Here is a 20,782-nt window from a genome sequence, read left to right as displayed (position 1 = left end):
GGCTACTCGGCGGCGGCCTCGGCCTCCGGGTTCTCCTCCTCCGGATCGGCTGCCGGAGCGGGCTTGCCGTCCGTGGCGGCGCTGTACTCCTTGAGCCGGTACTGCACCTTGCGCACGCTGATGCCGAGGATCTCCGCGGCCCGCGTGGTGGAGCCGTGCACCATCTCCAGGGTGCGGAGGATCGCCTCGCGTTCGATCTGCGCCAGCGAGGCGCCCGGGATGAGGGACGACGGCGACGAGCCGGTGGGCCGTGGGCCTCGCAGCACGGGCGGCAGATCATCCGTCGTCAGCTCGTTGCCCGTGGCCAGCACCACCGCACGCTCGATGGCGTTCTCCAGCTCGCGGATGTTGCCCGGCCAGTCGTACGACAGCAGCGCCTGCAGCGTGCCCGGCGCCAGTCCCCGCACGTCCTTGCCGTACGCGTCGCTGTACTTCTCCAGGAAGTGGTTCACCAACGCGGGGATGTCGCTCTTGCGCTCGCGCAGGGGCGGCAGCGTCACCGCCACAACGTTCAGCCGGTAGTAGAGGTCCTCGCGGAACCTGCCCGCCTTCACCTCGGCCGTCAGATCGCGGTGGGTGGCCGCGACGATGCGCACGTCCACCTTCAGTGACTGCGTGCCGCCCACGCGCTCGAACTCGCGCTGTTGCAGCACGCGCAGCAGCTTCACCTGCACCGCCGGGGAGATCTCACCGATCTCGTCCAGGAAGAGGGTGCCTCCGTCGGCCAACTCGAAGCGGCCCTCCTTGCGGGCCAGTGCGCCGGTGAAGGCGCCCTTCTCGTGGCCGAACAGCTCGCTCTCCAGCAGGTTCTCGGAGAGCGCGGCGCAGTGCACCTTGATGAAGGGCTTGTCGCGCCGCTGGGACTCCTGGTGGATGGCCTGGGCGATCAGCTCCTTGCCCGTGCCGGACTCACCGAGGATGAGCACCGTGGCCCGGGTCGTCGCCGCCCGGCGCACCACGTCGTAGATGGCCTGGAGCTGGGGCGCTTCGCCGATGATGTTGTGGAAGCGCGTGCGCTGGCGCACCTGCTCGCGCAGGTTCTCCGCCTCGCGCTTCAGGGCCCGCTTCTCCAGGGCCTTGCCCAACACCACCAGCACGGCGTTGGCGTCCAGGGGCTTGACCAGGTAGTTCTCGGCGCCGGCGCGCATGGCGTCCACCGCCGTCTCCACGCTGGCGAAGGCGGTCATCATGATGAACGTGGCGTCCGAGCCCTGTTCGCGGGCCTTTGTCAGGAAGGTGAGCCCGTCCATCTTCGGCATGCGCACGTCCGTCAGGACGGCGGCGGGAGAGAAGTCGGCCAGCCGAGCGAGCGCCTCCTCGCCATTGGAGGCCTCGGCGACTTCATAACCTTCCTCGCCCAGGATGGTGGCGATGGCGCGGCGGGCATTGACCTCGTCGTCGACGACCAGGATGCGTTGAGCGGACATGGTGTGAACCGTAACAAGCAATCACCCGGTAGGGGCGAATTCCGGAGAAGGTCAGCAACCACGCCCGGCACGCCGCGTCAAGGTTCGTAACCGGCCGCACGCTCCCCTCTCAACCGGCACCACGGCTGCTCATGGAGGAGATCCTCCTCGAGCGCCTCCTCGTGCTGCTCGTCCCAGGTGTCGATGATGGGCTCGATACGGGGGGTGATCCGCAGCACGGAGCTGGGGAAGCAGCGCTCCGGGAGCGCCTCGAAGACGCGCCGGACGAGTGCCGCGTCGTCCTCGGTCCGCACGGCCACATGGGGCCGGACGATCAGGTCCGTGTAGTGGGGAAGTCCATCCGGACCATCCACCCGGCGGGCCACCGCGGAGCTCTGGTAGAAGAGAACCTCCACACCCAGGGAACGCGCCTGCTCCAGGAAGGCCACCAGGGTTCGTCCCTCCACGGCGCCCACCAGCAGGGTCTCCGGGTTCCACTGCCCTTCCAGCTCGTCAGGTTGCCCGGCCAGGGGAATGGCCGGAGCCCGATCTCCAGACAGCCGTGCTCCGTACTCCCTCTTCCACTGGAGCCGCGTCTCGAACTCGGTGATGGCAACGTAGGTCACATCGCACCTCCGGGTATCGTCTACCCAAGATGGGACCTTCAATGTGCGTGCCGTGGAGAGCCCGGCACCACAAAAATGATCCCTCTCCAGCGGACATCAAGGCAGGAGTCTGATCGTCCGCCTGCTACACGGGCGGCCGGATGAGCAACACCGGCTTGGGGCTGTTCTGGAGCACTTCCTGCGCCACCGAGCCGACCAGCGCCTTGCTCAACCCCGAGCGCCCATGGGTGGCCAGACAGATGATGTCGCAGCCGAGCCGCTCGGCCGCCTGGTTGATGGCCTCGGACACCCTCCGGCCGTGTACCACCTCCACCCGCGTGGAAACGCCACGGGCGGCCGCCTCGGGGGGGATGAGCCCCCGCAACTGTTCGGCGAGGCGCTCCTGTTCGGGGGGGTGAGCCGTGGCGCCCTGGGAGCCGAGGTACTTCGCGTAGAGGGGCGGAGTTCCGTCCAGGGGCTCCAGCACGTGCAGCAGGTAGACGGTGCCGCCGGACGGAACGATTGAATAGGCATGGCGGATGGCGCTGACGCCCACCTCGGAGAGGTCCGTGGGGGCGAGCACCCGGCGCACCTCGGGGATGGTGAGCGCGGAGGCCCTGCTGGCCGGCACGCACAGCACGGAGACGGGCGCCTCGTGGACGATGCGCTGCGACACCGAGCCGTACCACCACTTGCTCGCCCCGGTGCGCTGGTGGGTGCCCACCACGATGAGATCCGCCTCCTCCTTGCGCGCCAGCTCGACCAGGGCGTCCGAGGGCCGGCCCAGACCGACATCCAGGTGCACCCACACCGCGCCGGTGCCGGGCATGTCACCCAGGCGGGCCGTCAGATCCCTCCGCAGCGCCTCCTCGACCTCGGGCGTCACCTCGGACTCGGGGGAGAGGGGGACGCCATAGCGCACGTGGGCATCCGCTCCCCAGTAGTGGTGGGCTGCCACCACCTCGCTGGTGCCGAGCATGCGCAGCTTGCGCACCCAGGCCACCGCCGCCTCGGAGGGCGCGGAGAAGTCCAGGCCGAGGAGCAGACGCAAGCTGCGCTCCCCTCGGGCCCAGGCCTCGAGTGGGCCCGCCGAGCGGACGACCAGCACCGGGCACCGGGCGGACTGCACCACCCGCTCGGCCACGTTGCCGATGCGCCAGCGCGGCGCCCGCTGCCCATGGTGGGACACCACGATGAGCGAGGCATGGACGACGGCCGCATGCTCGACGAGCACCTCGTCCGGGGAGCCCTCCAGCAGGTGGACTTCCACCCGCGTGTCCGCGGTGCGCAGCTCGGAGGCCTGGGCCTCCAGGCGGGCGAGCGCCTCACGCCTCAAGGCCTCATCGGTCGAGGTGGTGCGCCCCACGCTGCCGTACTCGGTGATGTGTACCAGGTGGAGCACCTCGCCACCGCGGCGGGCGAGTGCCGCCGCCGCCCTGGCCGCCGTCATCGCCCGCTCCGAGAAATCCGTTCCGAAGACGATCGACATGGTGCTCCCCCCGTGGCCCGTCTCAGGCCTCGTATTCGGCCGCCAGGCTGCGGCGGTCCATATCCTCGATGAGGTGCTGGGCGTAGCGGACCATGTCCGCCTCGGTGAGGATGCCGATCAGCTCGCCGTCCGCCCCCACCACGGGCAGGCAGCCGTACTTGTTGTCCAGCATCAGCTTCACCGCTTCGCGGGTGGGCGTATCCGACCGCACCGTCTTCACATCGCGCACCATGACGTCCGAGGCCCACAGCGGCTGCTTCGCGGGATCCGCTCCGCCGCGCTGCGCCGCGGCCCGCAGCAGGTCTCGATGGGTGATGAGCCCCACGAGCTTGCCGTTACGAACCACCGGCAGGTGGCGGATGCGATGCAGGCGGAGCAACTCCTCTGCCATGGCCAGGTTCTGGGTCTCCGTGAGCGTGACCAGGTGGTTGTGGGTCATCAGCTCTCCGACGGTCTGCATACGTGTCTCCGGTCCTCTTGTGTCGTGGGTTCTGAAAGAAGCTATTGCAGGTTTGGGTCCAGGGCGGGGCTTGCTCTGGGCCCGCCACGTTGGCTGCCGTACGCGGTAGTCACCAGCCGCAACGTTTTCGTGTGCTCGTGAGCCGCCCGCAGATGTTGCGGGGGCTTCCCTGGTGGCTTTCCCGTGAACAGAGCCCCCTTCGGACGGTTGAAGCGGGGACCTCCGGTGCGTTACACCCCTGTCCAGTCGCTAGGGGTGCCTCCGGAGAGAGGCTGAGACGGTCGTGGAGTGGCCAACCCTTGGAACCTGAACCGGTTAGCACCGGCGGAGGGAAGCGGCGGGCGCTCCTCTTCCTGCCCGCTCCCTTTGTCCGGACAGAGGAGGAGTGACATGAGCGGAGCCTCGAAGAGCCTCAAGGTGGATGGCAAGGTGCTGGAGGGCATTACCCGGGGGCCCCTGCCGGCCTCGCGCAAGGTGTACGTGTCCGGAGTCCAGCACCCAGACATCCGCGTGCCCATGCGGGAGATCAGCCAGACGCCCACCCGCCACGGCCATGGTCCTGACGCGAAGGTGACGCCCAACCCCTCCATTCTCGTCTATGACTCGAGCGGTCCGTACACGGATCCCGACGCCACCCTGGATCTCCGGGCGGGGCTGCCCGCGGTGCGTGCCGAGTGGATCCGCCGCCGCGGGGACGTGGAGGAGTTGCCCGGAGTCACCTCCGAGTATGGCCGCACCCGCGAGGCGGACCCGCGCCTGAACGGGCTGCGCTTCGCCCACCGCCGCAAGCCGCTGGTGGCGAAGCCGGGCGCCAACGTCACCCAGATGCACTACGCCCGCAAGGGCATCATCACCCCGGAAATGGAGTACGTGGCCCTGCGCGAGAACCTCAAGCGCGAGGCCATGGCCTCCGAGCTGTCCCGGCAGCACCCGGGCCACTCCTGGGGCGCCGCCATCCCCCGGGAGATCACCCCCGAGTTCGTGCGCGACGAGGTGGCGCGGGGCCGGGCCATCATCCCGGCCAACATCAACCACCCGGAGCTGGAGCCGATGATCATCGGCCGCAACTTCCTGGTGAAGATCAACGCCAACATCGGCAACTCGGCCGTCAGCTCCTCCATCGAGGAGGAGGTGGAGAAGATGGTGTGGTCCATCCGCTGGGGCGCGGACACGGTGATGGACCTGTCCACCGGCCGCAACATCCACGAGACGCGCGAGTGGATCCTCCGCAACGCCCCGGTGCCCATCGGCACGGTGCCCATCTACCAGGCTCTGGAGAAGGTGGGCGGCAAGGCCGAGGAGCTCACCTGGGAGATCTACCGCGACACCCTCATCGAGCAGTGCGAGCAGGGGGTGGACTACTTCACCATCCACGCGGGCGTGCTGCTGCGCTACATCCCGCTCACGGCGAAGCGCGTCACCGGCATCGTCAGCCGGGGTGGCTCCATCCTGGCCAAGTGGTGCCTGGCCCACCACAAGGAGAACTTCCTCTACACGCACTTCGAGGAGATCTGCGAGATCCTCAAGGCGTACGACGTCAGCTTCAGCCTGGGTGACGGGCTGCGGCCGGGCTCCATCGCGGACGCCAACGACGCGGCGCAGTTCGGCGAGCTCGAGGCGTTGGGCGAGCTGACGAAGATCGCCTGGAAGCACGACGTGCAGGTGATGATCGAGGGCCCGGGCCACGTGCCCCTGCACCTCATCCAGGAGAACATGACGAAGCAGCTCGCGGTGTGCCACGAGGCGCCCTTCTACACGCTGGGGCCTCTCACCACGGACATCGCGCCGGGGTACGATCACTTCACCAGCGGCATCGGCGCGGCGATGATCGGTTGGTTCGGCACGGCGATGCTCTGCTACGTCACGCCCAAGGAGCACCTGGGGCTGCCCAACCGGGACGACGTGAAGGAGGGCGTCATCACCTACAAGATCGCCGCTCACGCCGCGGACCTCGCCAAGGGGCACCCGGGCGCGCAGATGCGCGACAACGCCCTGTCCAAGGCCCGCTTCGAGTTCCGCTGGGAGGATCAGTTCAACCTCTCGTTGGATCCCGAGCGCGCCCGCGCCTTCCACGACGAGACCCTGCCCGCCGAGGGCGCCAAGGTGGCCCACTTCTGCTCCATGTGCGGCCCGCAGTTCTGCTCGATGAAGATCACCCAGGACGTGCGCGACTACGCGGAGAAGACGGGGCTCGACGAGCAGAAGGCCCTGGAGACGGGCATGGCCGAGAAGAGCGAGGAGTTCAAGAAGGCCGGCGGGCAGATCTACCGCTGAGCTGCCGCTGACTTCGGAGGTCTCCTCCCTCTACCCGACGCCAGGAACGTGACATCTACCCCGGGACTGGCGGAAGATGGAGCCGGGAGGACCCGGAAACCGGGTCCTCCCGAAACCAGGAGGGAACCGCGCATGGATGTGCAACAGCAGGCTGGCTTCATCACGGGTTCGCCAGCGCCCACGGCGGACGAGAAGACGTGGGGCATGCTGGCGCATCTGAGCGCCCTGGTGGCGGCGCTCCTGTCCGCGACGGCCCTGTCCTTCGTCGGGCCGCTGCTCGTCTTGATCCTCAAGGGCAAGGATTCCGCCTGGGTCGCCCAGCACGCCAAACGGGCCCTCAACTTCCAGATCCTGATCTGCGCGGTGGTCTGGGCCTGCGGCGCCACGTGTGTGTTGCTCCCCGTGGCGATCGTGGTGGGGCTCGTCGGTGCGCTGTTCAGCATCCTCGCGGGTCTCAAGGCCAACGAGGGGCAGATGTACCGCTACCCGATCGATCTCCAGATCGTGAAGTAGCCGGGCCGGGGACCTCAGCCGCCAATGCCCATCATGGGCAGCAGGAAGGCGCCAGCACCGGGCTCGGTGAAGCGGTGGCCCTCCGGCTTCTCGCCGAGGGCCGCGCGGATGGCCAGGGCGAGCTCCGCGTCCGTGGCGCCGCCGCGGATGAGCGCGTGCAGCGGGGCCTGGGCGCGTCCACCGAGGCAACTGCGCAGGTCTCCATTGGAGGCCACGCGCACGCGGTTGCAGCCGCCGCAGAAGTTCTGGGTGAGGGGAGAGATGAAGCCCACCCGCCCCCCGGGAGCGCGCCAGTAGGTCGCCGGGCCCGCGGTGGCGCCGTGCTGCTCGTCATCGGGGACCAGGGAGAGCCCGGTGGCCTGGAGCCGCTCCACCAGCTCCGCGGTGGGCACCGGCGTGCCCTTGCCAAAGGGCATCAGCTCGATGAACCGAGGCGTCATGCCCCGGGCATGGGCGTAGGCGACCAGGTCCGGGACCTCGGCGTCATTCACCCCGCGCATCACGACGACGTTGAGCTTCAGGGCGGCGTAACCCGCTCCCACGGCCGCGTCGATGCCCCGCAGGATGGAGACGAAGTCCCCCTGCTTGGAGATGCTCCGGAAGGTGGCCTCGGACAGGGTGTCCAGGCTGATGTTGAGCTGGGTGGTGCCCGCCTCGCGCAGGGGCGCGGCCAGCCGCTCCAGGTGGCTGGCATTGGTGGTGATGGCCACCTGCTCGATTCCCGGCAACGCGGCGATGCGCCGGACCACCTCGACGATATCCGGACGGATGAGGGGCTCACCCCCGGTGAGACGCACCCGGCGGATGCCCATCCGGGCGAAGACGGAGGCGATGCGCTCGAATTCCTCGGGCGACAGCAGATCCTTCTTCCCGCCCCAGCTGGCCGGCGAGCAGTACGTGCAGCGGAAGTTGCACCGGTCCGTCACGGACAGGCGCAGGTACGTCATCGTTCTTCCCTGGGCGTCCTGCAGGGGAGGGAGCAGGGGATCCCTCTGTGGGGGGGCGGGCATCATGATGTGGTCCGACTATTAACCCCATTCACCCCCGCTGGCATCCCCTCAGGTGTGCTGACGTTCAGGTCCAACCGACGGGGACCCTATTCGCGCGAGTTGCCCTGGCGTCCCCCGGCCAACACCGAGAGGACCACGGGCGGCTCCGTGCGCCCGGGCGAAGCCGGGGTCGAGGCACCCACGGCGGGGCCGGGCGTGGCGGTCGCGGGGGCCGGACTGGCGCCTCGAGAACCCGGACCCGGGCTCCCAGGGCCGGGGATGGTCTGGTCGATGTCGTCCAGATCATCACTGAGCCGGGCGAGGGTGGCTTCGGCCTCCTGGGCCTGGGCCTCCGCCTGCACCAGCGTCAGCTTCCGGTTGTGCATGTCTTCCTTGATCTTGATGAGCGCCTGCTCACCGATGTCGAGGAAGGCCCGGACGACCTCGCGATCGAACTGCGTCCCGGCGCAGCGGGTGATTTCCGCGATGGCGTTGGCGAAGGTGGTGCCCTTGCGGTAGGGCCGGTCGCTGGTCATCGCGTCCAGGGTGTCCGCCACGGCGAAGATGCGCGCGCCGATGTGGATCTCCTGGCCCCGGAGGTTGCGCGGGTAGCCCTGACCATCCCAGCGCTCCTGGTGCGACAGCACGATCTGCGCCGGCGTGGCCAGGAAGGGGATGTTCTGGATCATCTGGAAGCCGATGTCCGGATGCTTGCGCATCTCCTGCCACTCCTCCGGGGTGAGCTTGCCCGGCTTGAGCAGCACGGCGTCCGGCACGCCAATCTTGCCGATGTCGTGCAGGAGCGCGCCGCGGCCGATCTCCTCCAGTTCCTGGCCCTTGATGCCCAGGCGCTCTGCGACGGCGTTGGTGTAGCGCACGACGCGCTGCGAGTGGTCCGACGTCTCGTGCTCGCGGGCGTCCAGGGCCGCCACCAGGGCCAGCAGCGTGGCCTGGTAGGTGTTGGCGATGTCCCGGAGCGCGTTGCGCAGCTCGGTCGTGCGATCGCGCACCTTGCGCTCCAGCTTCTTCTGGTAGCGCTTGCGCGCCAGCTCGATGCGGCGCTTGGCGAGCGCGCGCTCGATGGCACGGATGAGATCCGTCAGCTTGGGTGGCTTGAGCAGATAGTCCACCGCGCCCCGGCGCAGGCAGTCCACCGCGGACTCGGTGTCGCCATAGCCGGTGAGCATGATGACGGAGGTATCCGGATAGCGCTCGCGCAGCTGCTCGAGCAGCCACAGGCCATCCTTGCCCGGCATCTTCATGTCGCTGATGACCAGCGGCGTCTCTTCCTGCGCGGCGATGTCCAGGGCCATCTCGGCGCCACTGGCCACCACGCAGTTGTAGCCCTCCTCCCTGAGGAGGACGGAGATGACGTCACGCACGGAATCGTCGTCGTCGACGATCAGAATCCGGGGAGGTACAGGAGGAATGGCTTCCACGGGTGGTGATTCTAGGAGGATTGGGCTCCAGAAGGCCAACCCGACGCGGTTTTTCCCGTTTCCCGACCGCCTGGTTGGGTTCCCCAAAAGGTGAGACGGGCCTCCCCGACGGCTCGGCTTCGGTGGGGAATCGATCAAAACGAAACGGAGCGCGGGCCCACCAGGGGCGAGGCCGTGCGGGAAGAGTGGCAGCCTGCTCCAGGTGGGGTTGAAAGCACCGTGACGAGGTTGGGTTGACGGCACGGGGGTCTTTCCGCTACCTAATGAGCCGTGCGTTTCACGTCCATCCACCATCATGCGCATCATCATCGGCCCGCCGACGGGACCGCTCGCCGTGCGCATGCCTGGGTGAACGCGTAGAGACGCCCCCCAGACGCACCCGCCGCAGTGAACGGAAGCCCGTCCCACCCAGGACGGGCTTTTTTCGTTTCCGCGCCCGTCCCCCTCCCAGGTACCTCAAATGCTGAAAATCGCCCTGCCCAACAAAGGTCGCCTCTCCGACGAGGTTCGCGAGCTGTTCAACGATGCCGGTCTGGAGGTTCGGGTTCGCGGAGAGCGAGCCCTCACCGCGTCGCTCGGCGGCGAGTTCGAGGCCATCTTCGTCCGCGCCCAGGACATCCCCGAGTTCGTCGCCGATGGCGCGGCCGACGCGGGCGTCACCGGGTGGGATCTGGTGTGTGAGTCCGGCCGAGAGCTGGAGCTGCTGATGGACCTGGAGTTCGGAAGGTGCCGTCTGGTGGTGGCCGCCCGCGAGGAGAGCGGCATCCAGAAGCTCGAGGACATCCAGGACGGGGTCCGCGTGGCGTCGTCCTTCACGCGGCTGACGCAGGAGTTCTTCACGAAGCGCGGTCAGAAGGTGACGGTGGTGCCGGTGTCGGGCGCCACGGAGATCGCCCCGCACCTGGGCATCGCCGACATCATCGTGGACCTGACCTCCACGGGCTCGACGCTGAAGATGAACGGCCTGCGCGAGGTGGGGACGGTGGTCCAGTCGAGCGCGAGGCTGATCGCCCGCAAGGGTCACGCGCCCGAGGCGGCGGCGAAGCTGGAGGAGCTGCGGCAGGCGCTGGGCTCCGTGCTGGCGGCCCGGGGCAAGCGCTACCTGATGGCCAACGTGCCGCGCCGCGTGCTGTCCAACGTGCGCGAGGTGCTGCCGGGCCTCAATGGTCCCACCGTGGTGGACGTGCAGGGGGGTGACTACGTGGCCGTGCACGCCGTGGTGCCCGCCAAGAGCATCTACCGCACCATCGCCGCCCTGAAGACCCTGGGCTGCGAGGGCATCCTCGTCACCCGCATCGAGAGGTTGATGCCGTGAACACGCCCCCGCTCAAGTACCGGGGACGCCTGAATGCGCTGTCCCCCGAGGCCCGCCGCCGCCTGTTGGATCGCACCGGGACGTCGGACACCCGCGTCGCGCAGCGCACCGCGGACCTCATCGCCCGCGTGCGTCACCAGGGAGACCAGGCGCTGCGCGAGATGGCGCGCGAATTCGACCGGGCGGAGTTGCGGTCGCTGGAGGTGCCGCGCTCGGTGTGCGAGGAGGCGCTGGCCTCGCTGGAGCCGAAGCTGAAGGAGGCGCTGGCCCGAGCGGCGCGCAACATCGCCAAGGCACACGCGGCGCAGAAGCCCCAGGCCACCGAGGTGGAGACGGAGCCGGGCATCCTCGTGGGCCGTCGGCCGGATCCGCTCGGGCGCGTGGGGGTGTACGCGCCGGGTGGCCGCGCCGTGTACCCGAGCAGCGTGCTCATGGGCGTGGTGCCCGCGAAGGTAGCCGGGGTGGGCGAGGTCATCGTCTGTTCGCCGCCGGGTCCGGATGGGAAGCCCTCGGCGGGCGTGCTCGCGGCGGCGGCGTTGGCGGGCGCGGATCGCGTCTTCGCCCTCGGCGGAGCGGGGGCGGTGGCGGCCATGGCCTATGGCACCGAGAGCGTGCCGCGCGTGGATCGCATCGTCGGCCCGGGCAACGCCTACGTGGCCGCGGCCAAGCTCCAGGTGGTGGACGCGGTGGCCATCGACGCACCGGCCGGGCCCAGTGAGATTCTCGTGGTGGCCGACAGCTCGGCGGATCCCGAGGCGGTGGCTCGGGAGATGCTGGCCCAGGCCGAGCACGACCCGGATGCGTGCTGCGTGACCGTGGCGGTGGGCGAAGTCCTGGCGCAGGCGGTCGCCTCGGCGGTGGAGCGGGCGGCGGTCCGGGCGAAGCGTCAGGAGATCGTCACGCGGGCCCTTCGCGAGCGCGGGGCGGTGCTGAGCGTGGACTCGCTGGAGGAGGCCTGGCCCTTCGTGGCGGAGTTCGCTCCCGAGCACCTGCTCATCGCCACCACGTCGCCCATGGAGGATCTGCCGAAGGCACGCAACGCGGGCACCGTGTTCGTGGGCCAGTACGCCTCGGTGGCCTACGGCGACTACATGACGGGCGCCAACCACGTGCTGCCCACCGCGGGCCTGGCCCGTGCGTACTCGGGGTTGAGCGTGCTCGACTTCTACCGGTGGACCACGTACCAGCGCGTGACGCGCGACGCGGCGGCGCGGCTCGCCGATGACGTGGGGTTGCTCGCCGACAGCGAGGGCCTCTTCGCCCATGCCGATGCCGCTCGCGGCTGGAGGAAGTCATGAGCCTGCCCTCTCGCGCTTCGTACCGGGACATCCCGCTGTACTCGCCCTCGAAGGTGAAGTGCGGTGTGGACCTGAGCGACAACACCAACCTCTTCGGCATGCCCCCCGCCGCCGAGCGCGTCCTGCGCGAGACGGTGGCCACCCAGGTGAGCCGCTACCCCGTGGGCTACGCGCCGGACCTGAAGCAGGCCGTGGCCCGCTACACGGGCGTGGCTCCCTCCCGGGTGACCACCGGGTGCGGCTCGGATGACGTCATCGACAGCACCCTGCGCGCCTTCCTGGAGCCGGGTGAGGTCATCGCCTTCCCGGATCCCACCTTCGTGATGATGTCCTATTTCGCCAAGGTGAACGGCCTGCGCTACGCGCCGGTGCCGCTGCGGCCGGACTTCGACATCGACGTGGACGGGCTGCTCGCCACGGGCGCGAAGCTCATCTACGTGTGCTCACCCAACAACCCCACGGGCACGGTGGCCTCGCGCGCCGCGCTGGAGCGGCTGGTGGACAACGCGCCCGGCATCGTCCTGCTCGACGAGGCCTATGCCGAGTTCGCCCGGGAGAGCCACCTGGACCTCGCGGCCAGGCCCAACGTGCTCGTGACGCGCACGCTGTCCAAGGCCTTCGGGCTGGCGGGCCTGCGGGTGGGTTACGCGGTGGGCAACCCCACGCTGGTCGCCGAGGTGGAGAAGGCTCGCGGGCCCTACAAGGTGACGGGGCTGTCCGAGCGCATGGCCACCGCGGCGCTGACCGAGGACCTGCCGTGGATGAAGGCCCGGGCGGAGGAGTCGCTGGCCATCCGGGCCCGGCTGGTGTCGGAGCTGGAGCAGCTGGGACTGAGGACGCTGCCCACCGAGGCCAACTTCGTGATGGTGCCGTTGCCCGGTGCTCCCGCGGTGGCGGAGCGGATGCGGCAGCGGGACGTGAATGTGCGGGCGTTCCAGGGACTGAAGGGCATCGGGGACGCGCTCCGGATCGGGTGCGGCCCCTGGACCATGATGGAAGCGGCGCTCGGCGCGCTGCGGGAGGCTCTGCGGTGAGAGTGACGCTTTTCGACTATGGGGCGGGCAATCTGCACTCGTTGGCCAAGGCGCTCGCCATGGCGCCGGGCGTGGAGGTGCGCGTGCAGGAGGACCCACTACGGGCGCTCGACACGGACGTGCTGGTGCTTCCCGGGGTGGGTGCCTTCGGCGCGGCGGCGGCGCGGCTGGCGCCAGGGCGCGAGCAGATGCGGCGCGCGGTGGAGGCCGGCCTGCCGTGCCTCGGCATCTGCCTGGGCATGCAGCTCATGTTCGACACGAGCGACGAGGGCGGCGGCCAGGGCCTGGGGCTCTTCCGCGGCCGGGTGACGAAGCTGAGCTCCCGGCGCGTGCCCCACATCGGGTGGAACACGGTGGAGGAGGACACCGCGCTGAAGAGCGCGAAGCTGGGCACCGTCTACTACGCGCACAGCTTCGTCTGCCGCGCCGAGGAGCCCGGTGTGGTGGTGGGCTGGACGACGCACGAGGAGGACCGTTTCCCCGCGGCGGTGCGGCGCGGGAAGGTGCTCGGCGTGCAGTTCCACCCGGAGAAGAGCTCGGCGGCGGGCGTGCGCTTCGTGCGGGCCTTTCTCGAGGAGGTGCGCTCGTGATCGCCATCCCCGCCATCGACCTGCGCGAGGGCGCGTGCGTGCAACTCGTGGGGGGCTCCTACGCCGACGAGCGGGTTCGGGTGAATGATCCCCTGGATGCCCTGAAGCGTTGGCGCTCGTTCGGCTTCAAGACCTTCCACGTGGTGGACCTGGACGCGGCGTTGGGCAAGGGCTCCAACGAGGGTCCCATCGGGAGACTGCTGAACCACGAGCCCGGTCTCACCTTCTCGGTGGGCGGCGGCGTGAGGAACACGGCCAAGGTGGAGGCGGTGCTCGCGCTGGGTGCCTCCTACGTGGTGGTGGGCACGCGGGCCATCGAGGACCCGGAGTGGCTGCGCGAGGTGGCCGAGCGCTTCCCGGGCCGCGTGGTGGTGGCCGCGGACGTGAAGGGCCGCGAGGTGGTGACGCGCGGCTGGACGGCGGGCAGCGCCCGGGACATCGCCGGCGTGCTGGAGTCGCTGGAGCCCCTGCCCCTGGGCGGCCTGCTGGTGACGGCGGTGCACAAGGAAGGGCAGATGGAGGGCGTGGACATGCCGTTGATGGAGGAGGTGGCCCGGTCGAGCCAGCACCCGCTGTTCGCCTCGGGCGGCGTGACGACGCTGGAGGACCTGAGGGAGCTCGCGCGGGTGGGGACCTTCGGGGCCGTCATCGGCATGGCGCTGTACACGGGCAAGCTGGACGCGGCCGAAGTGGCACGGGAGTTCGCATGACGACCATCGTTCGGGAGACGAAGGAAACCAAGATCACGGTGGACGTGGCCCTGGGCAAGGGCACCGCCAGGGTGGATACGGGCCTGCCCTTCTTCGATCACATGCTGTCCACCTTCGCGCGCTACGCGGGCCTGGACCTGACGCTGCATGCTCGCGGCGACCTGCGGCACCACCTCATGGAGGACGTGGCCATCACCCTGGGCACGGCGGTGCAGAAGGTGATTCCGGCCACGGCGGCCCGCTACGGCGAGCGCACCATCCCCATGGACGACGCGCTGGTGCAGGCCTGCATCGACGTGGGCGGGCGCTTCTATTACCGGGGCCCCCTGCGCAACAAACTGTACGAGCACGTGATGCGCTCGTTCTGCGAGCACGCCAAGGTGACGCTGCACCTGCGCATCCTGCGCGGCAAGGACAGTCACCACGTGACGGAGGCGGCATTCAAGGCGCTCGGGATGGCGCTGCGTGACGCCATGGTGGATTCGGGAGTGGTGTTCAGCACGAAGGGCACGGTCGCCCTGGAGGTGAAGTGAGATGCTCACGCGGCGACTGATTGTCTGTCTGGACGTGAAGGGTGGACGCGTGGTGAAGGGCGTCCAGTTCGAGGGCCTGCGCGACGTGGGCGATCCCGTCGAGCTGGCCATGCGCTACGAGCAGGCGGGCGCCGACGAGGTGACCTTCCTCGACATCTCCGCGAGCAACGAGGAGCGCGGCACCCTGTGGGACCTGGTGCAGCGCACGGCGGAGCGGCTGTTCATCCCGCTCACGGTGGGCGGCGGCGTGCGCACGGTGGACGACGTGGGCCGGGCGCTGCGCGCGGGCGCGGACAAGGTGAGCATCAACTCGGCGGCGGTGGCCCGGCCCGAGGTGCTCACCGAGTGCGCCGAGCGCTTCGGAGCCCAGTGCGTGGTGGCGAGCATCGACGCCAAGCGGGACGGCGACCGGTGGCGCGTGTACACCCACGGTGGCAAACGTGCCACGGACCTGGACGCGGTGGCCTGGGCTCGCGAGTGCGTGAAACGTGGGGCAGGTGAAATCCTGCTCACGAGCATTGACCGGGATGGGGCCCGTTCGGGGTATGACCTGGAGCTGACGCGGACGATCGCCGAGCAGGTGGACGTTCCGGTCATCGCCTCGGGTGGTGCGGGCAACGCGGAGCACGTACGGGCCGCGTTGCAGGAGGGCAAGGCGGAGGCGGCGCTGGTCGCGGGCATCCTCCACGACGGCGTCACCACTGTCGGGGCGATCAAGTCGCTGCTCGAGAAGAGCGGCCTCGGGATCAGGAGCCTCTGAATGGATGCGCAGGCGTTGATGCAGGCGGCGGAGGAAGTGGCTCGCAGGTCGGGAGACGTGGCGCTCGGGTTCTTCCGCCAGGGCGTCACGGTGGACACCAAGGGGGACGGCACGCCGGTGACGGTGGCGGACCGGACCGCCGAGAAGACGGCCCGCGAGTGGATCGAGTCCCACTTCCCCGAGGACGGCATCCTCGGGGAGGAGTTCGGTGAGACGCGGCCCGGAGCGAAGCGCCGGTGGATTCTGGATCCCATCGACGGCACGAAGACGTTCATCCGCGGCGTGCCGCTGTGGGGCACGCTGGTGGCCGTGGCCGAGGGCGAGCGGATCCTCGCGGGCGCGGCGTACTTCCCGCCAGTGGCCGACATGCTGGTGGCGGCGCCGGGGCAGGGGTGCTGGTGGAACGGGAAGCGGACGCGGGTGTCCGCCGAGGCGGATCTGTCCCGGGCGCTGGTGCTGTCCACCGACGAGCGCTTCCAGGTGCACCCGGAGCGCGGGGTGAAGTGGCGGGCGCTGACGGCGAAGGCCTCCATCGCCCGGACGTGGGGTGACTGCTACGGCTACCTGCTGGTGGCCACGGGGCGGGCGGAGGCGATGATCGACGAGATCCTGTCTCCGTGGGACGCGGCGGCGTTGCAGCCCATCATCGAGGAAGCGGGCGGAGTATTCACGGACTGGACGGGGACGAGGACCTCGTTCGGCGGCAACGCGATCGCGACGAACGCGGCGCTCGCGGGCCAGGTGCGCGAGCTGCTGGGCGCGACGACGAGGGGATGATGCTGGATCTGTCGAAGCTGGATTTCACCAAGGGCAACGGGCTGGTGACGGTGGTGACGCAGGACGCACACTCGGGCGACCTGCTGATGGTGGCGCACGCGGACCGCGAGGCGTTGGAGAAGACGCTGGAGACGGGCGAGATGTATTACCGCTCGCGCTCGCGCGGGCTGTGGCACAAGGGCGGAACGAGCGGGAACGTGCAGCGCGTGGTGTCCCTGACGGCGGACTGCGATGGGGACGCCGTGCTGGCGCGGGTGGAGAAGGCGGGCCCGGCGTGTCACACCGGGGCCGAGACCTGCTTCGACACCGGACCGGTGGACGCGCTCGTCGAGCTGGATCGGACCATCGCCCAGCGCGCGGTGAAGGCGCCGGAGCCGGGGGAGAAGCCGAGCTACACGCGGCGGCTCCTGGACGATCGCAACCTGCGGCTCAAGAAGATCGGCGAGGAGGCCGCGGAGCTGGTGACGGCCTGCGCGGACGAGGACAAGGAGCGCGCGGTCGAGGAGGCCGCGGACGTGCTCTACCACCTGCTCGTGGCGGTGCGTCCCCTGGGCGTGACGCTGGATGACGTGAAGGCGGTGCTCGCGCGCCGGGCCGGTAGGTCCGTCGGCCCCGCCAAGAAGTAGATTCCCTCTCTTCACTCGATTGCCCGGACGAGCGGCACGCTATGGTTCCCACCTGGCGCGCCGCTCGTCGGGCGCGTGAGGGGAGGGCCGATGCAATGCCAGCTGGTGCTCGGTGCGGTACTCGCGGGGGTGTGCCTCGCGGTGTGGCTCGTTCTCGGGAATTCGCGGGTGGCCGCACCCCAGCGGGCGTCCACGGATGGCTCCCGTGCTTCCTCCGCCCGCTCGTTGCCTGTGCTCCAGGCCTTGTTCCAGGCGACGCCCGCGGCCTCGAGCGACACACGGCTCTCCATTCGTGGAACCGTGCGGAGTCCACGTGGGCTCGTTTCGGGCGCACAGGTGCTCGCCTCGGCTCCCGTGGCCGGTGAGTCGCTGTCGGAGCTGCCTTGCGAGAATGGCTCGTCCGTCCGTCGATCGCTCCTGGAGTGCAACGAGGAGACAGCGCGCGCGCAGTTGCTCTCCCTGTGCGAAGGGCGCGCCGATCATGATCCTCGAGGTGAATGGCGAGGAGCAGGTGGACGAAGAGGGCAGGTTCCTCTTTCCCATCCGCCGCTCGGGAACGATGGAGCTCGAGCTGTCCGAGTCCGGGTCCAAGCTCGCGCCCGTGCGGCGCACCGTGACCGTCCAGGAGGAGGTGGACCTGGACGTGGGCACCATCACCCTCCCTCCTTGAACGCACCGGCGCGCGCACCGGGAGATGCGCGCGCCTCCGGGTGATGCTCCTGCTCAGTGCACGGCTGAAGTCCTTCACGAGCTCGGGCCGACGCTCGAGGAGCAGCCTCACCTGCTCGATATCGCGAACGGGGCCGACCTTGATGGGCGAGTCCACGATCGGGCCGATCGGATCGATGCGTGGCGTCCCACGCGTTGACGTTGACCGCCCAGTACGAGGGGGCGATGAGCGCGTTGCCACCCCGGAGGGCGGCCGAGCCGTAGGTGTGGGGGACGTTGAAGGTCGAGGCGCAGGAGGAGACTTCTCCGAACTCGCCGGAGGCGAGCAGCTCCTCTTCTCCCGGGGAGCTCGCATGCGAGGTGAGAACCCATCCCTCCGGAAGAACAGCCGATGGCACGGCATGAGCAACCGCCATGCCGGACGGTCTGACATGGCGTGTCACAGAGGGACATGGACGAGCGGGACGCGAGGCGTGGCCCGAGGGGCAACAACGGGCCGGGGCGGGGTGTTGTCTCCGGGTCAACAGTTGGTGGCGAGCGCGAGCTCGACACGGCCATGTTGCTCGTCGGCGGAGGTCACGCGCACCCGCAGCGGCATGCCGATGGTGAAGGTGCGCGCGGCGCCCACGAGCGAGGTCTCCCGTGGATCGGGACTGTAGGGCCCGTCGGGCAGCGAGTCCGCGGGGAGGTTGCCCTCCACCAGCATGCCGTCGAGCTGGACGAGGAGGCCGGAGGGTCGCACCCGGGTGATGCGTCCGGAGAGCTCCCTGCCCACGTGCGCCGCCATCACCCGCGCCTCCAGCACACGGTGGCGATCCTTCTCGGCGCGGCTGGAGGTGCGGGTGCGCTCGTTGAGATGCACCGCGAGCTGCTCGACGGCGGGGTCCTCGTGCACGAAGTCGCGCCGGCCTCGCAGGTACTGCTTGAGGGTGCGGTGGACAGCGAGGTCCGCGTACCGGCGGATGGGCGAGGTGAAGTGCAGGTAGGCGCGTGCCGCGAGGCCGAAGTGCATGGCCGCCACCACGGTGTAGCGCGAGGGGCCCAGCGAGCGCCGCAGCACCGAGCGCAGCGCGGGCTCCGCGGTGCAGCCGGCGATCTGCCGGTCGAACGCGGCGAGCGCCAGCGGGGTGAGTCTGCGGCCGAAGCCCGCGGCGAAGCCCGAGTGGTGCGCGAAGGCGGCCAGGTCGGCCACGCGCTGGGGAGCCGGCTCGTCCTGGACGCGGAAGAGGGCGGGCACGCCGCGATCGATGAGCCACCCCGCGATGGCCTCGTTGGCGGCCACCATGAAGCGCTCGACCAGGGTGTGCGCCGTCGTGGGTCGCACGGCCTCGATGCCGGAGACCTCGCCCGTCTCCTCGTCGAAGGTGAAGCGGGCCTCCTCGCGCGCCATCTCGATGCCGCCGCGTCCGGCCCTCGCCACCGCCAGCCGTGCCGCCGCCGCGTGGAACCAGGGCATCGCCTCGCGCACCACCGCCATCGGTTCGGACACCTCGCCCTTGTCGAGGTAGTCCGCCACCTCGGTGTAGCTCAGCTTCGCCCACGAGCGGATGAGGCTCTCGTAGACGTCCATCGCGGTGACGCGCCCCTCCGGGTCGATGCGCAGCTCCACCGTGAGGCACAGCCGATCCTCGCCGGGCACCAGGCTGAGCCAGTTCGTGGAGAGCTCCTCGGGGAGCATGGGCTGCATGGCTCCGGCGAGGTACACGCTGGTGGCCCGCTCGCGCGCCACGCGATCGAGCACCGAGCCCTCGGTGACGAACTCGGCCGCATCGGCGATGGAGACGAACAGGCGCAGCGCCCCGTCCATGCCCGCGGGTAGCACGGAGATGGCATCATCGATGACGCGCGTCGAGGCCGAGTCCACGGTGACGGTGGGAATCTGGCGGAGATCCCTCCGTCCCCCGAGCGCGTGGGGCACGGAGAGGATGCGTTGCACCTCGGCGTGGGCCCGCGGGTCGAAGTCCCGGTGCAGCCCGTGGCGCACGAGGATGCGCTCCAGCGAGCGGTCCGCGCCCGGTTCGAGCTTGCGCAGGAGCCAGACCTTGCCGTCGTCGACGCGCGCCACCACCGCGTCATGGGGTTGCACCTCGACGCCGGCCGTCTCCAGGGGCCATTCGCCATGGGCCACGTCGCGATCGATGCGCAGGTGAACCTCGCCCTTGCGCAGCACGACCTCACCGTAGACCTCCTGGCGCGGACGCTTCAGGAGGGACAGCCCGCTCGCGCTCCAGCGGCCGTCCGCCGAGGCCGTCACCGTCGCGGAGACGATGTCGTCGGCGAGGTAGGGAGTCAGCTCGGGGGGCGGGATGAACGCGGAGAGCACCTCGTCGGATCCGGACGGATGCACGACGAGAAAGCCGAAGCCGCGAGGGTGGACGTCGATGCGGCCGGTGACGGTGCGCGAGGAGGTGGGCGTGTCCATGAGAGCGCCGGCATGCTACCCGGTCTCGCTGGCGCCAGGCCTCGTGTCACGGCTTCGCGAGGCTCCGATCCAGCAGCGACACCAGATCCGCCTGCACGCCCACGACCGCGAAGCCGAAGTTGCCCCAGTTGTAGATATCCCGACGCTTCACGTCCGCGCCGCCACCGAGCAGCCGCAGCCGCGCGTAGGCGTTCACGTCGTTCTTCGAGGTCAGGGGAACGCCCAGCGTCAGCGCCACGTCGTAGATGCCGCCCGTCGTGTTGTCGAACAGTCCGAAGGTGGACAGCGCGTCGGCCTCGAGCCCCGCCCACACCCGCGAGGGCAGTGTGTAGCGCAGCCGCGTCTTCAGCGCGCCCACCACGCCGATGTCGCTCTCCCTGGCGTAGCGCGAGCCATCCACCGCGCGCAGATCCACCAGTGCGTTGCGGATCTGCACGCTCGCGCCGATGTCCCAGGTGAAACGCTCGCCGTTGATGACCCGGAAGAGATAGCTGCCCCGGTACCCGTCGAAGAGGTAGCGGCTGTCCACCACCGTCCCCGCCGGGAACACCGTCCCCCGGAAGTCGATGTCCCTGGACAGTGTCGCGCGGGTGGTGAGGTCGAAGGGCGCGTACAGCAGGATGATGCCGTGGCGCTCGCCCAGCCGCGCCTCGAGAGCGATCCGTTGGGACCGGTAGAGGTTCGACTTCTGGTTGAGGTCTTCGGCCTCGTAGGCCGTGCCGGTCGGACCATAGCGTCCATCGTTCTGGAAGATGGCCGCCGGTCCCGTTTCATACTCGGCGATGAGCGCGGACAGCGGGCTTTCGGCCAGGGCCGGAGTGGCCATCAGGATCAGGGCGAGCAGGTGGATTCGCATGGCGGCCGCTTGGATGT

Annotated in this window: 20 protein-coding genes and 1 riboswitch; of the genes, 12 read left to right on the top strand and 8 right to left on the bottom strand. The window is 69.7% G+C overall.

Annotation, left to right across the window (positions count from 1 at the left end; genetic code table 11):
• Positions 1-2: 2 nt before the first annotated feature.
• The 4 genes from JQX13_RS44825 to JQX13_RS44810 all read right to left on the bottom strand — a co-directional run bounded on the left by JQX13_RS44825 (position 3) and on the right by JQX13_RS44810 (position 3,960).
• The gene (locus JQX13_RS44825; protein WP_203405535.1) at positions 3-1,427 is read right to left on the bottom strand and encodes a sigma-54-dependent transcriptional regulator; all 1,425 of its coding nucleotides are present in this window, start codon (positions 1,425-1,427) and stop codon (positions 3-5) included.
• A 77-nt stretch (positions 1,428-1,504) separates the two neighbouring features.
• Positions 1,505-2,032: an OsmC family protein gene (locus JQX13_RS44820; protein WP_239014231.1), complete on the bottom strand. Its 528-nt coding sequence runs from the start codon at positions 2,030-2,032 to the stop codon at positions 1,505-1,507.
• Between the two features lie 124 nt (positions 2,033-2,156).
• Complete coding sequence (locus JQX13_RS44815; protein WP_203405534.1) at positions 2,157-3,500, bottom strand: universal stress protein; 1,344 nt, start codon at positions 3,498-3,500, stop codon at positions 2,157-2,159.
• A gap of 22 nt (positions 3,501-3,522) precedes the next feature.
• Complete coding sequence (locus JQX13_RS44810) at positions 3,523-3,960, bottom strand: CBS domain-containing protein (protein WP_203405533.1); 438 nt, start codon at positions 3,958-3,960, stop codon at positions 3,523-3,525.
• Between the two features lie 241 nt (positions 3,961-4,201).
• Positions 4,202-4,310: riboswitch (TPP riboswitch) on the top strand.
• 40 nt (positions 4,311-4,350) lie between these two features.
• Here JQX13_RS44810 and thiC point away from each other — a divergent pair.
• The gene (gene thiC, locus JQX13_RS44805; RefSeq protein WP_203405532.1) at positions 4,351-6,234 is read left to right on the top strand and encodes a phosphomethylpyrimidine synthase ThiC; all 1,884 of its coding nucleotides are present in this window, start codon (positions 4,351-4,353) and stop codon (positions 6,232-6,234) included.
• A gap of 132 nt (positions 6,235-6,366) precedes the next feature.
• Positions 6,367-6,747 (top strand): DUF4870 domain-containing protein, encoded by a 381-nt coding sequence (locus tag JQX13_RS44800; protein ID WP_203405531.1) that lies wholly within the window; start codon positions 6,367-6,369, stop codon positions 6,745-6,747.
• A 14-nt stretch (positions 6,748-6,761) separates the two neighbouring features.
• Here JQX13_RS44800 and moaA read toward each other — a convergent pair whose 3' ends face one another.
• Both moaA and JQX13_RS44790 read right to left on the bottom strand, forming a co-directional pair.
• Entirely contained in the window at positions 6,762-7,760 is a 999-nt protein-coding gene (moaA, locus tag JQX13_RS44795) for a GTP 3',8-cyclase MoaA (RefSeq protein ID WP_203405530.1), read from the bottom strand.
• 83 nt (positions 7,761-7,843) lie between these two features.
• On the bottom strand, positions 7,844-9,175 hold the full coding sequence (locus JQX13_RS44790) for an HD domain-containing phosphohydrolase (protein ID WP_203405529.1): 1,332 nt from the start codon (positions 9,173-9,175) through the stop codon (positions 7,844-7,846).
• A gap of 460 nt (positions 9,176-9,635) precedes the next feature.
• Here JQX13_RS44790 and hisG point away from each other — a divergent pair, with 460 nt between their 5' ends.
• The 10 genes from hisG (at position 9,636) to JQX13_RS44740 (ending at position 17,488) form a co-directional block, all read left to right on the top strand.
• Positions 9,636-10,490, top strand: coding sequence for an ATP phosphoribosyltransferase (gene hisG, locus JQX13_RS44785; protein ID WP_203405528.1), 855 nt, complete (start codon positions 9,636-9,638; stop codon positions 10,488-10,490).
• Positions 10,487-11,788 carry a histidinol dehydrogenase gene (gene hisD / locus JQX13_RS44780; protein ID WP_203405527.1) on the top strand — a complete coding sequence of 434 codons (1,302 nt, stop codon included), beginning with the start codon at positions 10,487-10,489 and terminating at the stop codon, positions 11,786-11,788. Before hisG ends, hisD begins: the two co-directional genes overlap by 4 nt.
• Positions 11,785-12,822 (top strand): pyridoxal phosphate-dependent aminotransferase, encoded by a 1,038-nt coding sequence (locus tag JQX13_RS44775; RefSeq protein WP_203405526.1) that lies wholly within the window; start codon positions 11,785-11,787, stop codon positions 12,820-12,822. The genes hisD and JQX13_RS44775 overlap by 4 nt, the downstream gene beginning before the upstream one ends.
• Positions 12,819-13,412 (top strand): imidazole glycerol phosphate synthase subunit HisH, encoded by a 594-nt coding sequence (hisH, locus tag JQX13_RS44770; RefSeq protein ID WP_203405525.1) that lies wholly within the window; start codon positions 12,819-12,821, stop codon positions 13,410-13,412. Before JQX13_RS44775 ends, hisH begins: the two co-directional genes overlap by 4 nt.
• Positions 13,409-14,122 carry a HisA/HisF-related TIM barrel protein gene (locus JQX13_RS44765; protein ID WP_203405524.1) on the top strand — a complete coding sequence of 238 codons (714 nt, stop codon included), beginning with the start codon at positions 13,409-13,411 and terminating at the stop codon, positions 14,120-14,122. Before hisH ends, JQX13_RS44765 begins: the two co-directional genes overlap by 4 nt.
• Positions 14,119-14,655 carry an imidazoleglycerol-phosphate dehydratase gene (locus tag JQX13_RS44760; protein ID WP_203405523.1) on the top strand — a complete coding sequence of 179 codons (537 nt, stop codon included), beginning with the start codon at positions 14,119-14,121 and terminating at the stop codon, positions 14,653-14,655. Before JQX13_RS44765 ends, JQX13_RS44760 begins: the two co-directional genes overlap by 4 nt.
• Before the next feature lies 1 nt (position 14,656).
• Positions 14,657-15,415 carry an imidazole glycerol phosphate synthase subunit HisF gene (gene hisF / locus JQX13_RS44755; protein ID WP_203405522.1) on the top strand — a complete coding sequence of 253 codons (759 nt, stop codon included), beginning with the start codon at positions 14,657-14,659 and terminating at the stop codon, positions 15,413-15,415.
• On the top strand, positions 15,416-16,192 hold the full coding sequence (hisN, locus tag JQX13_RS44750) for a histidinol-phosphatase (protein ID WP_203405521.1): 777 nt from the start codon (positions 15,416-15,418) through the stop codon (positions 16,190-16,192). It abuts the gene before it with no gap.
• Positions 16,192-16,818 carry a bifunctional phosphoribosyl-AMP cyclohydrolase/phosphoribosyl-ATP diphosphatase HisIE gene (gene hisIE / locus JQX13_RS44745; RefSeq protein ID WP_203412499.1) on the top strand — a complete coding sequence of 209 codons (627 nt, stop codon included), beginning with the start codon at positions 16,192-16,194 and terminating at the stop codon, positions 16,816-16,818. Before hisN ends, hisIE begins: the two co-directional genes overlap by 1 nt.
• A gap of 481 nt (positions 16,819-17,299) precedes the next feature.
• Complete coding sequence (locus tag JQX13_RS44740) at positions 17,300-17,488, top strand: hypothetical protein (protein ID WP_203405520.1); 189 nt, start codon at positions 17,300-17,302, stop codon at positions 17,486-17,488.
• 519 nt (positions 17,489-18,007) lie between these two features.
• Here JQX13_RS44740 and JQX13_RS44735 read toward each other — a convergent pair.
• The gene (locus tag JQX13_RS44735; protein ID WP_203405519.1) at positions 18,008-19,909 is read right to left on the bottom strand and encodes a ribonuclease R family protein; all 1,902 of its coding nucleotides are present in this window, start codon (positions 19,907-19,909) and stop codon (positions 18,008-18,010) included.
• A gap of 46 nt (positions 19,910-19,955) precedes the next feature.
• Entirely contained in the window at positions 19,956-20,765 is an 810-nt protein-coding gene (locus JQX13_RS44730) for a hypothetical protein (protein WP_203405518.1), read from the bottom strand.
• Positions 20,766-20,782: the final 17 nt, after the last annotated feature.

The sequence above is a fragment of the Archangium violaceum genome (genome assembly GCF_016859125.1).
In the GTDB taxonomy this organism is placed as follows: Bacteria; Myxococcota; Myxococcia; order Myxococcales; family Myxococcaceae; genus Archangium; species Archangium violaceum_A.
This window is presented reverse-complemented; position numbering and strand designations above follow the sequence as displayed.